Annotated in this window: 11 protein-coding genes; 9 read left to right on the forward strand and 2 right to left on the reverse strand. The window is 70.6% G+C overall.

Annotation, left to right across the window (positions count from 1 at the left end; genetic code table 11):
• Nucleotides 1-55: 55 nt before the first annotated feature.
• Nucleotides 56-1450, reverse strand: coding sequence for an aromatic acid exporter family protein (locus IFT51_RS00370; protein WP_192058005.1), 1395 nt, complete (start codon nt 1448-1450; stop codon nt 56-58).
• A 111-nt stretch (nt 1451-1561) separates the two neighbouring features.
• Here IFT51_RS00370 and IFT51_RS00375 point away from each other — a divergent pair, with 111 nt between their 5' ends.
• The 9 genes from IFT51_RS00375 to IFT51_RS00415 all read left to right on the forward strand — a co-directional run bounded on the left by IFT51_RS00375 (nt 1562) and on the right by IFT51_RS00415 (nt 12237).
• The gene (locus IFT51_RS00375) at nt 1562-5053 is read left to right on the forward strand and encodes a DNA polymerase III subunit alpha (protein WP_192058007.1); all 3492 of its coding nucleotides are present in this window, start codon (nt 1562-1564) and stop codon (nt 5051-5053) included.
• 115 nt (nt 5054-5168) lie between these two features.
• Nucleotides 5169-6191, forward strand: coding sequence for a glutathione S-transferase family protein (locus IFT51_RS00380; protein ID WP_192058009.1), 1023 nt, complete (start codon nt 5169-5171; stop codon nt 6189-6191).
• Entirely contained in the window at nt 6188-6523 is a 336-nt protein-coding gene (locus IFT51_RS00385) for a TraR/DksA C4-type zinc finger protein (protein ID WP_320480007.1), read from the forward strand. The genes IFT51_RS00380 and IFT51_RS00385 overlap by 4 nt, the downstream gene beginning before the upstream one ends.
• Before the next feature lie 125 nt (nt 6524-6648).
• Nucleotides 6649-7887 (forward strand): D-mannonate dehydratase ManD, encoded by a 1239-nt coding sequence (manD, locus tag IFT51_RS00390; RefSeq protein WP_192058012.1) that lies wholly within the window; start codon nt 6649-6651, stop codon nt 7885-7887.
• Between the two features lie 197 nt (nt 7888-8084).
• Nucleotides 8085-8423 carry a histone-like nucleoid-structuring protein Lsr2 gene (locus tag IFT51_RS00395; protein ID WP_192058014.1) on the forward strand — a complete coding sequence of 113 codons (339 nt, stop codon included), beginning with the start codon at nt 8085-8087 and terminating at the stop codon, nt 8421-8423.
• 695 nt (nt 8424-9118) lie between these two features.
• Nucleotides 9119-9430 carry a 50S ribosomal protein L21 gene (gene rplU / locus IFT51_RS00400; protein ID WP_192058016.1) on the forward strand — a complete coding sequence of 104 codons (312 nt, stop codon included), beginning with the start codon at nt 9119-9121 and terminating at the stop codon, nt 9428-9430.
• Nucleotides 9431-9459: 29 nt separating this feature from the next.
• The gene (gene rpmA / locus IFT51_RS00405; protein WP_192058019.1) at nt 9460-9720 is read left to right on the forward strand and encodes a 50S ribosomal protein L27; all 261 of its coding nucleotides are present in this window, start codon (nt 9460-9462) and stop codon (nt 9718-9720) included.
• 131 nt (nt 9721-9851) lie between these two features.
• A complete protein-coding gene (locus tag IFT51_RS00410; RefSeq protein WP_192058022.1) occupies nt 9852-11027 on the forward strand; it encodes an alcohol dehydrogenase catalytic domain-containing protein in 1176 nt (391 codons plus the stop codon).
• Nucleotides 11028-11253: 226 nt separating this feature from the next.
• Entirely contained in the window at nt 11254-12237 is a 984-nt protein-coding gene (locus IFT51_RS00415; protein WP_192058024.1) for a phosphodiesterase, read from the forward strand.
• Between the two features lie 506 nt (nt 12238-12743).
• Here the strand turns inward: IFT51_RS00415 and IFT51_RS00420 are convergent.
• The gene (locus IFT51_RS00420) at nt 12744-13568 is read right to left on the reverse strand and encodes an oxygenase MpaB family protein (RefSeq protein ID WP_192058026.1); all 825 of its coding nucleotides are present in this window, start codon (nt 13566-13568) and stop codon (nt 12744-12746) included.
• Nucleotides 13569-13597: the final 29 nt, after the last annotated feature.

The raw sequence follows: 13597 nt of genomic DNA on the forward strand, positions 1-13597 counted from the left end.
CGGCGTCGGTGCCCGGTCAACCGTACTGCTCTTGGGCGGCGGGCGTCGCACCCCGTCAGTCGGCGTCGCGTCGGACGGTGTCGCGGGGCGCCTCGTCGTCCTCCGTGGCCCTGGCCGTGCCGTCGTCGCCCGTGGTGCCGTCGGCGTCCCCGGTGTCGCCGTCGGTCGCGGAGTCGCCTTCGGTCGCGGAGTCGTCGGCGGTCGCGGAGTCGTCGGCGGTGTCGGAGTCGTCGGCGGTGTCGTCGGCGGTGTCGTCGGCGCCTGCCGTCTCGGCTCCGTCGGATCCGGGGCGCACCTCCTCGGTGTCGGTCCCGGCCTCCGCCGTCCCCGCGTCCGTCTCGGAGGGCCGGGGCGCGGTGCCGTCGTCGGGGTCGAGCGCGGCGACGATGCGACCGAGCGAGACGGCGATCGACACCCCGCCGCTGGTGTCGGTGGTGGGGCGGTCGCGGTGGGCGTCGATCGCCTCCCAGAGGTCGGCGATGCGACGGCGCGCCTCGACGAACACGTCGGCGTCGGAGTCGTGGCGCCTGATCACCTCGGCGACCCCGTGCAGGGTGTGCGCCACGGCCGGGGCGAGCGAGTCGGGCATGCCGATCTGGCGGCCGATGCGCCTGCCGAGGACCCCGGAGACCTCGGCGATGTCCTGCAGATGGAACGAGACCCGCTCGAACGCGGCCAGTTCGGCGTACTCGTGGCCGAGATCGCGTCGACGCAGCAGCCACCGGGGATTCATCCGCCGCGACTCGTCGGCGTACTGCACCGACGAGCGCACGCTGTGGAGGGTCGCGGGCAGCTCGCCGACGCGCTCCTCCCAGTCGTCGTCCTCGAGGGGCCAGGGCGTCTCGAAGACGCCGGCGATCTCGTCGGCCCGCTCGGCGAGCGCCTGCCGGACCCGCCGGAGCCGCGTCTCGGCGCGCGAGGTGTTCAGAGGCGGCACGATCACGAAGTTGACGACGACGCCCACGACGACGCCGACGCCGAGCTGGACGATGTAGCCGATGCCGTACGACTCGGTGTCGGATCCTCCGAGCAGCAGCACGAACAGGCCCGCGGTGAGCACCCAGTCGCGACCGGCCCCGAGCCAGCGGATGCCGGCGAGCACGACGCCGATGCCGACCAGCACGCCGACCGCGAGGACTCCGGGCGGCCCGTCCTGCAGGGCGAAGACCGCCGTCGCGAGGGCGATGCCGACGACGACGCCCAGCAGCACCTGGATGCCCTGTCGCAAGGAGGCCCGCAGCGTCGGATACATGGCGATGACCGCGCCGAGCGGCGCGTAGTAGGGGTAGTCGGCCGCCGTGCCGGGGATCTGCGGGGCGATCCAGTAGGCGAGCCCCGCGGCGAACGCCGTCTTCACAGCCAGCAGGAGGCGCGGCTGGGCGAGCAGCACGCGGGTCCAGTGCCCGACGGCGCGGGCGTCCCGGTCGAGGGTCGAGCGGCGGTCGGTCATGGCTCGATGATGCCAGCCGGCGGGCGTCGCCGCCGGGTCGTCGACCACGTACACTGATCGAACATCTGTTCGAACCGACCCGGCCGGGGGTCTGAGCACGAGGCACCAGTCATGCGTTTCACCCATCTCCGCGTCGCGTCGTCGTTCAGCGCGCACTACGGCACCGCCCACCCGAAGACCCTCGTCGAGACCGTGGCCGGGCGACGGGCCGACGCCGCGGCGATCACCGACCGCGACGGGCTCTACGGGGCGATCCGGCACATCGGCGCGTGTCGCGCCGCGGGCGTCGACCCGATCGTGGGGGTGGAGCTGGGGTGCCGCGACGATCGGGCCGGTGCCGGCGCCGGTGCCGGTGCCGGTGCCGGCGGAGGCGGAGGCGCTGGTGCTGCGGGCGCGGGTGCTCCGGTCGATCGGATCGTCGTGCTGGCGCACGGGTCGATCGACGGCGGCGCTCCGGGTGCGGGGTGGGCGGCGCTCTGCCGGTTGATCAGCGCCGCGCACGGCCGGGCGACGCGGAAGGCGAGCGGCAGCGCGAACAGCGTGGCGACCATCGGCCGGTCACGGGTGCGGGCGTTCGTCCAGGGCGAGTCGGGGCCCGCCGCGACCGTGCTGCTCGGCCCGGACTCCGACGTGGGTCGACTGGTGCAGGCGGGTCGGCACACCGAGGCGGCGGCGTCGCTGGCCGACTGGGCGGCCGAGCTGCCGGGCGGCGTGGTGGTCGAGGTCGTCTGCCATCTGACCGAGCCGGGCGAGAGCCGCAGCATCCGGCACGCGGCCCGCATGCTCGAGCTGGCCGACCACGTCGGGGTGCCGGCCGTGCTGACCAACGCCGTACGCTACCTCGACCCCGACGAGGCGGTCACCGCCGACGTCCTCGACTCGGCGGGGCACCTCGCCGCCCTGGGCAGCTTCCGCCCGCAGCCGAACGCGCAGGCGTTCCTGAAGTCGGCCGATGCGATGCGCGCCGTCGCGCGGATGGTGACCGACGCCTCCTCGCTGCCTCGCAGCTCCGCCGACGAGATGCTGTCCGCGACCGAGCGGCTGGCCGACCGGTGCCGACTCGACCCCGCCGCCGATCTGGGCTGGGGTCGGCCGAAGGTCCCCGAGCCGAGTGCGATCGGAGTCGACGGCGATCCCGACCAGGTGCTGTTCCGCCGGGCGGAGGCGGGGATCACCGAGCGGTTCGGCGACGCCGGTCGCGCTCTGCGCGAGAAGGTCGACGAGCGCATGCGCTACGAGCTCGGCATCATCACGGGGTTCGGCTTCGCCGGGTACTTCCTGACCGTGGCCGACGTGTCGAAGCTGATGCGCGACATGAGGGTGCGGAACGCCGCACGCGGGTCGGGGGCGGGCAGCCTCGTCACCTATCTGCTGCGGATCTCGAACGTCGATCCGATCGAGCACGATCTGCTGTTCGAGAGGTTCCTCGGCAACAAGCGGGAGACGCTCCCCGACATCGACATCGACGTCGAGTCGGCGAGGCGGCACGAGGTCTACCGGGCGATCTTCGACCGGTACGGCAGCAACCGGGTGACACTCATGTCGATGCAGTCGACCTACCGGGGGCGAGGCGCCGTCCGTGACGCCGGTCTGGCGCTCGGTCTCGACGACGAGCAGATCGACCTCGTCGCCAAGAACGTCTGGCGCTCGAACGCCCGCGACCTGCGGACGGCCCTGGCCGAGAAGCCCGAGCTGCGCGAGATCGCCGAGCTGGCCCGCAGCGACGGGCAGATCGACCTGCTGGTCGATCTCAGCGAGCGACTCGACCGGCTGCCGCGGCACATCTCGATGCATCCGTGCGGGGTGATCCTCGGCGACTCCGGTCTGCTCAGCATGACGCCGGTCCAGCCGAGCGGCATCGGTCTGCCGATGAGCCAGTTCGACAAGCACGACATGAACGACGCCGGTCTGCTGAAGCTCGACGTGCTGGGGGTGCGCATGCAGAGCACGCTGGCGTACGCGCTCGACGAGATCGAGCGCGTGAACGGCTCGAGGGCCGCGGTGGCCGGTGCGCTGCCGGTGGACGCACGGTACGTGAACAGAGAGGGGCGGATCGAGCTCGACGAGATCCCGCACGACGACGAGCCGACGTTCGCGGCGATCAGGACGACGCACACGCTCGGCATGTTCCAGATCGAGAGCCCGGGGCAGCGCGAGCTGATCGGCAAGATGCAGCCCGACCGCTACTCCGACCTCATCGCCGACATCTCCCTGTTCCGCCCCGGGCCGATGAAGGGCAACATGATCGTGCCGTTCCTCGACACGAAGCACGGGTTCCAGCATCCCGACTACATCCACCCGAGCTTCGCGGGGTTCCTCGACGACAGCTACGGCGTCGTGATCTACCACGAGCACGTCCTGCGGATCCTCGAGGCGACGATGCAGGTGAGCCTCGCCGAGGCCGACGAGATCCGACGTCACATGGGCAAGGGCGACGACGACGCCCTCGAGGCGACGTTCCGCGCCCGCACCCGGGCCAACGTCGACCCCGAGACCGGGCTGCGCCGCTACGACGACGCCGACGTCGACCGCATCTGGGCCGTGCTGAAGGGCTTCGGATCGTTCGGCTTCTGCAAGGCGCACGGTGCCGCCTTCGCCCTGCCCACGTACCAGAGCGCATGGCTGAAGACGCACTACCCGGCCGAGTTCCTCGCCGGCATCCTGACCCACGATCCCGGCATGTACCCGAAGCGGCTGCTCCTGACCGAGGCGCGGCGGATGGGCATCCCGGTGCTGCCGCTCGACGTCAACGCCTCGACAGACGTCTACCGCGTCGAACGGCTGCGCGCACCCGCCACCCCGATCGCGCCGACCCGCACCGGCGACCTCGGCATCCGGCTGTCGCTCGTCGACGTGCACGGCATCAGCGACGCCGAGCTCGCCCGGGTCGTCGTGGGTCGCCCCTACGACTCGATCACCGACTTCTGGCAGCGGGCGACACCGTCGCGGTCGTTGTTCGAGCGACTCGCCCAGGTCGGGGCGCTCGACTCGCTCGCCGGCCCCGGGCGGACGAGGGGCGATGTCCTGGCCAGGGTGCGCGCGCTGACCGGCAGGTCGTCGCGGCCCCGGGCGGCCGACGTCGAGAACCAGCTCGACTTCGTCGTCGACGACTCCGACACCGTGCCCACCGGCACCCCCGACGTCGGAGTCCGCGACCGGGTGAGCGACGAGCTCGACATCCTGTCGATGGAGGTCAGCGAGCACGTCATCGAGAGCTACCGTCCGATGCTCGACGACCTCGGCGTCGTCCGGGCCGCCGACCTGCGCGACCACTGGAACGGCACGACCGTCCTCGTGGCCGGCATCCGCATCGCCACCCAGACCCCGCCGATGCGCAGCGGTCGGCGCGTCGTGTTCATCAGCCTCGACGACGGCAGCGGCGTCTCCGACTCGACGTTCTTCGACGAGGCGCAGCAGCGCGCCGGCTCCCTCCTGTTCGGCACGCAGCTCATGCTGATCCAGGGCCGCACCCGTCGCACCGGCGAGCGGGGGATCTCGCTCGAGGCCGACGACGCCTGGGATCTCAAGACGATGTGGCGGGAGTGGAGCGCGACCCGCGCCTCCTCGGCCGCCGGTCTCGACGCCGTCGACGTCGGCGCCTGACCCGCGCGTCGGCAACTCCTCCTCCCTGCCGCCCGGCCGCACCGGACGTCGGCGTGTCGCGGCCCGGCGTGACACCGGACAGGAGTTGCCGACCGGGCGTGCGTAGGGTGGCGGCATGAGCGAGCAGCACGCGAAGGGCACCTACGTCGAGCCCGGCCAGGAGTACACCCGCGACACCAACTACATCGAGGACCGCATCACGCGCGACGCCGCCGACGGCTGGCCCGTCGAGTCGGGCCGATACCGCCTCGTCGCGGCGCGGGCCTGCCCCTGGGCGAACCGCAGCGTCATCTCACGCCGACTGCTCGGCCTCGAAGACGCGATCTCGCTGGGACTGCCCGGCCCGACGCACGACGCCCGCAGCTGGACCTTCGATCTGGACCCCGACGGGCGCGACCCCGTCCTCGGCATCGAGCGCCTCCAAGAGGCCTTCTTCGCCCGCACGCCCGACTACCCGCGCGGCATCACGGTGCCGGCGATCGTCGACGTGCCGAGCGGCAAGGTCGTCACGAACGACTTCCCGCAGATCACCCTCGACTTCGCCACCGAGTGGACGGACCTCCACCGTGACGGCGCACCCGACCTCTACCCCGAGCACCTGCGCGCCGAGATCGACGAGGTGAACGCCGTGGTCTTCCGCGACGTGAACAACGGCGTCTACCGTGCCGGTTTCGCCGGGTCGCAGAAGAGCTACGAGCGCGCCTACCGCACCCTCTTCGAGCGACTCGACTGGCTGTCCGAGCGACTGACCGATCAGCGGTTCCTGGTCGGCGACACGATCACCGAGGCCGACATCCGCCTCTTCACGACCCTGGCCCGCTTCGACGCGGTCTACCACGGCCACTTCAAGTGCAATCGGAACAAGCTCACCGAGATGCCCGTGCTCTGGGCCTACGCCCGCGATCTGTTCCAGACCCCCGGGTTCGGCGACACGATCGACTTCGACCAGATCAAGAAGCACTACTACATCGTGCACAGCGACATCAATCCGACCGGCATCGTCCCCGCCGGGCCCGACCCGTCGGGCTGGCTGACCGCGCACGGTCGCGAGGAGCTCGGCGGACGGCCCTTCGGCGACGGCACTCCCCCGGCGCCGCCCCGTGCCGGCGAAGAGGTGCCCCCGCTCGTCGTCTCGTGATCGGGCCCGTCGCCCGCCTCGAGGGCATCCGCGACGATGCCCTCTCGCTCGCCGAGCGCCTCCGCAGCGACATGGAGGCGGTGGCCGAGGCCCGCGAGTCCGCGAACGTTGACGACGAGCACGACCCCGAGGGCTCGACGATCGCCTACGAGAGGTCGCAGCTCGACGCCATCCGCCGGTCGGCGCTCGACCGGGCGGACGACGCGCGCTCCGCTCTCGAGCGCCTCGCCGCGGGGACCTTCGGCCGCTGCGAGCGCTGCTCGGCGCGCATCGGGGAGGCCCGGCTCGACGCCCGGCCGACCGCTCGACTCTGCATCGACTGCGCGCGCTGACCCGCGCCTCCTGCCGAGCCGAGGAGGTGCAGGTCGGCTGCCGCCCGCCCCTCCCGGAGTCGTCTCCCTAAGCTGGTCCGTGCCCGGGCCCTCGCCCGAGCACGGATTCGGTCGAAGGAGACGGAATGAGAATCGACAGCGCCGATGTGATCGTCACGAGCCCCGATCGCAACTTCGTGACACTGAAGCTGACGACCGACGAGGGGATCACCGGACTCGGCGACGCCACGCTGAACGGCCGGGAGCTCGCCGTCGTCGCGTATCTCACCGAGCACGTCGTCCCCCTCCTCGTCGGACGGGACCCCGCCCGCATCGAGGACACCTGGCAGTTCCTGTACCGCAGCGCGTACTGGCGCCGGGGGCCGGTGACGATGGCGGCGATCGCCGCCGTCGACGTCGCCCTCTGGGACATCAAGGCGAAGACCGCCGGCATGCCGCTCTACCAGCTGCTCGGCGGCGCCTCCCGGACAGGGCTGCTGACCTACGGGCACGCCTCCGGCAAGGACCTCGAGGAGCTCTTCGACAGCATCCGGGATCACCAGGAGCAGGGGTACAAGGCGATCCGGGTGCAGACCGGAGTGCCCGGGCTGAAGTCGATCTACGGCATCGCGTCCAACGCGACCTTCGACGCCAACACCGGCGTCCGCTACGACCACGAGCCCGCTCAACGGGGTGCGCTGCCGAACGAGGAGGACTGGGACACCCGCTCGTATCTGCGTCACGTCCCCACCGTCTTCGAGGCGGTCCGCAACGAGTTCGGCCCCGAGATCCCCCTCCTGCACGATGGGCACCACCGCATGACGCCGATCCAGGCGGCCTCCCTCGGAAAGAGCCTCGAGCCGTACGACCTCTTCTGGCTCGAGGACGTCACCCCGGCCGAGAACCCCGAGGCCCTCCGCCTCGTCCGCCAGCACACGACGACGCCTCTGGCGATCGGCGAGATCTTCAACACGGTGTGGGACTACCAGCAGATCGTCCGCGAGCAGCTGATCGACTACGTGCGGAGCGCCGTGACCCACACCGGCGGCATCACGCATCTCAAACGGGTTCTCGAATATGCGGCGCAATACCAGATCAAGTCGGGCATGCACGGCCCGACGGACATCTCGCCCGTCGGGATGGCCGCCGCGATGCACCTCGGTCTCTCGATCCACAATTTCGGGATCCAGGAGTACATGAAGCACGGTGCGCGCACCGATCTGGTCTTCGACCAGGGATTCACCTTCGTCGACGGCATGCTGCACCCGGGTGATCGACCCGGCATCGGAGTCGAGCTCGACGTCGACGAGGCCGGCCGGTATCCGTACGAGAAGGCCTATCTGCCGTACAACCGGCTGGCCGATGGCACGGTGCACGACTGGTGAACCGGAGAGATCGCACCCTCTCGGAAGGACATATGCGGATATCCCATCGCCCCTGATAAAGCGAACGGCTCGTCGAATACGTCATTATTCAGTGGATTCGTGAGAAAAGCTCCAGGTGCGATTAGCGCGGAAATAAGCCATAGTGAATCCGATAAGTCGCCTCTGTGATTTGTCTAATCGCCGAACAAAGGATTCCCGTGGCCCAGAAGACCTTTATCCAACTCGTCGACGATCTCGACGGCTCGCCCATCGCCGATGGCGAGGGCCGCACTCTGACCTTCTCCCTCGACGGCGCCACGTACGAGATCGATCTGCACGACTCGCATGTCGACGAGCTCACCTCCGCGCTCTCGCCGTTCGTCTCCGCCGGCCGCCGGACGGGGCGGAAGCAGACCCCGAGCCGGGGCCCCGCCGGCAAGTCGAACCCGGCGGAGCTGCAGGCGATCCGCGAGTGGGCGCGCGCGAACGGCCACGAGGTGTCCGATCGCGGCCGCGTCTCGGGTTCGGTCCGCGAGGCCTACGACGCCGCTCACTGATCCACCGGGNACGCGTTCGACTCGACCCTGCCTGGTCAGCACGCTGAGCGTGGAGAGCACGCTGCTCCGCCGGTAGTCGGGCAGCGCCGCCGCGATCTCCGTCGTGCGGAGCTCGCCCGCCCGCAGCATCTCGGGGATGCGGTCGGCCAGCGAGTCGCCCGCACCGACCCCCTCGGGACCGGGCGAGTCCGAACCGGTCTCGTGCGCCTCCTGCAGGTACTCCGCCCTCGCGAGGTCGACGCCCTCGGCCGACACGCGACTCGACGCCCCGTCGGAGCCGGACGCCTGCGCGTAGGGCGCCAGCGTCAGCGAGCGCCCCACCCGGGCGTACACGGCGGACGGGCTGGTGCCCTGATGCTCGGCGATCTCGGGGTACGAGGCGCCACCCAGCAGCAGCACGGCCTCGCCCTCGAGCCCCAGCCACTGGCCCAGGCTCGCGATCTCCCAGCCGGCCGTGGTGACGGCGGAGCCCCACACCTCGATGTCGTCGGCGTGCTCGGTCGTGATGCGTCGCAGGTCCTCCAGCAGGTCGACGAGGCGCTCTCGGGCGTCGTCGACGATCTCGGCGGTGAACTGAGGCGGCCGGCGAAGTTTGATCGGTCGTGACATTTGTGAAAGACTATCCAAGTTGCCCTCGTGGCACCACGACGTCGCTCGGCAGTCCGGGCGTCACACCCCCTCACTTTGGAGTTCCCATGGCTTTCGCAATCGTGCGCGCCGGTGGCCGTCAGGAGAAGGTCGAGGTCGGAACGATTCTGACCGTCGACCGCCTCAAGGCCTCCACCGCAGACACCGTCTCGTTCGTCCCCGTCCTGCACGTCGACGGCGACACGATCCTCTCGGGCGACGACCTGGGCAAGGTGACGGTCGAGGGCGAGGTCCTGAACGACCTCCGCGGCCCGAAGATCGTCATCCAGAACTACAAGAACAAGACCGGGTACAAGCGTCGCATGGGCTTCCGTGCCGACCTCACCCGCGTCAAGATCACCTCGATCACGACCAAGTAGCACTGTAGAAGATCAGGAGCTGACAGCACATGGCACACAAAAAGGGCGCATCGTCCACCCGTAACGGCCGCGACTCGAACGCCCAGCGCCTCGGCGTGAAGCGCTTCGGCGGCCAGGTCGTCCTCGCCGGCGAGATCATCGTCCGCCAGCGCGGCACCCACTTCCACCCCGGCGCCAACGTCGGCCGCGGCGGTGACGACACCCTCTTCGCCCTCGCACCCGGCTCCGTCGAGTTCGGCAACAAGGGCGGCCGCAAGGTCGTCAACATCGTCGCCGCCGTCACCGCGTAGGTCTCGGCAGCACGCGCCTCGGGGCGATCGGACTTCGGTCCGGTCGCCCCGTTCCGCGTCCCGGCACGATGGAGGACGATCCTGTACCCCTCTGCCAGGTCACTGTGTGCCGCGGCGCGTAGACGGGAACGATGAGAGCACTCACCTACCAGTCGGTCACCAAAGTCTCGGTCGAGGACGTCCCCGACCCCCGCATCATCGACCCCACCGACGCCGTCATCAAGGTGACGTCCGCCGCCATCTGCGGCAGCGACCTGCACCTCTACGACGTCTTCGACTCGTACCTCGACAAGGGCGACATCCTCGGACACGAGACCATGGGTGTCGTCACCCAGGTCGGATCCGCCGTCGGACGCGTCAAGGTCGGCGACCGCGTCGTCGTCCCGTTCGTCATCGCCTGCGGCGACTGCTTCATGTGCGATCGCGGGCTCTTCTCGCAGTGCGAGACGACCCAGGTCACCGAGTACGGCTCGGGCGCGACCCTGTACGGCTTCAGCAAGCTCTACGGCCAGGTGCCCGGCGGGCAGGCCGAGCAGCTGCGAGTCCCCCTCGCGGACGCCAACCTCGTCACGGTCGGGCACGACCTGCCCGACGAGCGGTACCTGTTCCTCAGCGACATCCTCCCCACCGCGTGGCAGGGCGTCGAGTACGCGCAGGTCCCCGAGGGCGGCACGCTCGTCGTGCTCGGACTCGGACCGGTCGGCCAGTTCGCGTCCCGCATCGGCGTGCACCGCGGCTACCGCGTGATCGGCATCGACCCCGTCCCCGAGCGCCGCGCCATGGCCGAGCGCCACGGCGTCGAGGTGCTCGACCTCACGAAGGACATCGCCGACGTCGTGTCGGGGATGACCGACGGCCGCGGACCCGACTCCGTCCTCGACGCCGTCGGTATGGAGGCCCACGACCACGGCGGAGTGACCGCCGTGCAGAAGTTCGCCGCCGTCCTCCCCGACAAGGTCGGCCAGGCCGTCCTGCAGAAGGCCGGCCTCGACGCCCTCGGCGCCATGCACCTCGCGTTCGAGATCGTCCGCCGCGGCGGCACCGTGTCGCTCAGCGGCGTGTACGGCGGCACCGCCGACCCGACGCCGTTCCTCACGCTGTTCGACAAGCAGATCACCCTCAAGATGGGCCAGTGCAACGTGCAGCGGTGGATGGACACCCTGATGCCCCTCGTCGAGGACCCGGCCGACCCGCTCGGCACGATGGACCTCGTCACGCACCCCGTGCCGCTCGCCGAGGCCCCCGCCATGTACGAGCTGTTCAAGCAGAAGGACGACGGCTGCATCAAGGTGGTCCTGAAGCCCTGACCTGCAGGTCCTGACATCGACGGCACCTCACGACCCGCGCCTCCTCGGGTCGTGAGGTGCCGTCCGTGCGTGGACGGCCGACGGGAATACGACGAGTTAGCCGACAGTTCATCGAAACGCGCACCTGCGTTCATGACATTCGGAGCAATCCAGTGATGGACTTAGTGTCGAATCAACAACGAGGGTCTCGTCCCGAGCCCCCGTCGGCGACATCGAAGAGAGAACCATGGATCTCCGGACGGCCGAACACCCCAGGCCGAACCACTTCATCCTGCACCTCAGCGACACGCATCTCGTCGGCGGTGACGGCGACCTCTACGGGGCCGTCGACAGCGAGGCCCGTCTCCGGCAGATCGTCGCCGAGATCGAGGCCTCGGGAAACAGCCCCGAGGCGATCGTCTTCACGGGCGACCTCGCCGACAAGGGCGAGCCGGACGCCTACCGGAAGCTGCGCGAGCTCGTCCAGCCGATGGCCGACCGCCTCGGCGCCCAGGTCATCTGGGCGATGGGCAACCACGACGAGCGCGGGGCCTTCCGGGAGCAGCTCTTCGGCCAGCTGCCGTCGCAGCGACCGGTCGACCTCGTCTACGACGTCAACGGTCTGCGGATCATCACCCTCGACACGACCGTGCCCGGGCACCACTACGGCGAGCTGTCGGGCGAGCAGCTCGACTGGCTGGCGGAGGAGCTCAGCACCGACGCCCCCGACGGCACCATCATCGCGATGCACCACCCGCCCGTGCCGAGCGTTCAAGACCTCACCGCCCTCGTCGAGCTGCGTGACCAGGCGTCGTTGGCCGAGGTCGTCGAAGGCAGCGACGTGCGGTCGATCATCGCCGGGCACCTGCACTACTCGACCAACACGGTCTTCGCGGGGATCCCCGTCTCCGTGGCCTCGGCGACTTGCTACACGCAGGATCTCAACGCCGCGGGCGGCGGCACCCGCGGACGCGATGGCGCCCAGTCGTTCAACCTGGTGCACGTGTACGAGGGCTCTGTCGTGCACTCGGTCGTGCCGATCGGCACCTACGAGACCGTCGGCGAACGCGTCCCGGCCGACGTCGTGGCCGAGCGCCTGGCCCTCGCCGGGGTGCGCATCGCCCCGGCGGCACCGCGCCACCGGGCGACCGACACCGCGCCCGTGCCGCTGCCGCTCGCCGCGCCTGCTCGGCAGGACTACGCCCTCACCGGGCCCATCGACACCCTGTAGCGGCGGTGCCGGGCGCCTGGGGAGCCTTTCGTCGCGTCGGTTCGTGCCGGTGCCGGCCGGTGCCGGTCGGTGCTGGTCGAGAACGCGAGCAGCCGCGGTGCACGTCGGCAACTCCTCACCTGTGCGTCGCCGCGAGTCGCCCGCCCCGAGGATGCGCGGGCCGGGTCGCGAACGTCTTCACGCGTGGGGAGTTACCGACAGCGCGCGACCACACACGTGCTGAATCCGAACACGAGATCTGCGCAGGCGGCGGGACGCGCCCCGCGTCGGCAACTCCTCATCCTTGCCCGCCGAGCCAGACCGCGCCCCCGAACGAGGGTGGTCATCAGCCGAACGGTGCAGAAGCCAGGAGTTGCCGACGGTGGGCGCGGCGTCGGGCGGTACGGGAGTGCGGCCCAAGGCCCGGCCCGACGCGCGGCCCGGCGCGCGGCCCCCGGGTGTCTCCGGGCCTCAGATCTCCGGCCTCAGATCTCGGGCCTCAGACATAGACACTCAGATCTCGGAACTCAGCCCCGGGGCGGCGCGGACGCCATGGCGGCGCGCATCCGCCGCAGATACCCGTCGCGGAGCACATGGCGCAGTCGCGGCGGCAGATGCGGCACGACGACCGACGCGACGCCCATCACCCGGGCGTACCGACGGGCGGACCGGGCGCTCCACGGCAGGTCGAACCGGAGCCGGACGGTCTCGGGCAGCGACCCCAGCGTGACGCACCGCGCCACCGGCATGAGCACGCGGAGCCACCAGGGCACGTTCACGGGGTGCAGCAGCTGGCGGGCCACGCCGCGAGTGACGTCGTCGACGACGAGTGCGTCGACCGCCCCAGCCCAGTACCGGGCGAAGGCCTCGCGGTCGGCGGGCCAGAGCTCGCGGGGCATCTGCAAGGCCGTCCCCACGACGGCGTACTCCTGGTAGACCGAGTCGGCGACCTCGGGAGTCAGGGGGCCGTGCACCTGCTCGAAGATCGTCATGGCCGAGTCGTAGAGGGTCGCCGCCACCCAGAGCTGCGATGCCGGGTCGAAGGCGTCGTAGCGGACCCCCTGGCTGCCGTCGGCGTGGACGGGTCGATGCGCCCGTCCGACCTCACGGCGCACATGCGCGCGCTCCGCGGGCGAGCCGAAGACGACGGCGTACAGGTAGGTCATCGTCCCGTGCAGCCTCGACAGGGGCCGGTCGACGAAGTCGCTGTGATCGGCCACGCCATGCCCGACGGCAGGGTCGGCCAGCTGCAGCAGGATCGCCCGCCCGCCCCCGGCGAGCAGCACGGACTCCCCCGCCATGTCGCCGATGGTCCGCACATCGCTTCCGCGCAGTGTCCAGGGCAGCCTCATGCGGTCAGCCTAGAGGCCGCCCTCGGTAG

The sequence above is a fragment of the Frigoribacterium sp. CFBP 13712 genome (assembly GCF_014842255.1).
GTDB lineage: Bacteria > Actinomycetota > Actinomycetes > Actinomycetales > Microbacteriaceae > Frigoribacterium.

Excerpts from the sequence above, each read along its gene's own strand:
- manD (WP_192058012.1), top strand. The coding sequence starts at position 6,649 with ATGAGAATCGACAGCGCCGATGTGATCGTCACGAGCCCCGATCGCAAC.
- IFT51_RS00380 (WP_192058009.1), top strand. The coding sequence starts at position 5,169 with ATGAGCGAGCAGCACGCGAAGGGCACCTACGTCGAGCCCGGCCAGGAG.
- IFT51_RS00370 (WP_192058005.1), bottom strand. The coding sequence starts at position 1,450 with ATGACCGACCGCCGCTCGACCCTCGACCGGGACGCCCGCGCCGTCGGG.
- IFT51_RS00410 (WP_192058022.1), top strand. The coding sequence starts at position 9,852 with ATGAGAGCACTCACCTACCAGTCGGTCACCAAAGTCTCGGTCGAGGAC.
- IFT51_RS00420 (WP_192058026.1), bottom strand. The coding sequence starts at position 13,568 with ATGAGGCTGCCCTGGACACTGCGCGGAAGCGATGTGCGGACCATCGGC.
- IFT51_RS00375 (WP_192058007.1), top strand. The coding sequence starts at position 1,562 with ATGCGTTTCACCCATCTCCGCGTCGCGTCGTCGTTCAGCGCGCACTAC.
- IFT51_RS00415 (WP_192058024.1), top strand. The coding sequence starts at position 11,254 with ATGGATCTCCGGACGGCCGAACACCCCAGGCCGAACCACTTCATCCTG.
- rplU (WP_192058016.1), top strand. The coding sequence starts at position 9,119 with ATGGCTTTCGCAATCGTGCGCGCCGGTGGCCGTCAGGAGAAGGTCGAG.
- rpmA (WP_192058019.1), top strand. The coding sequence starts at position 9,460 with ATGGCACACAAAAAGGGCGCATCGTCCACCCGTAACGGCCGCGACTCG.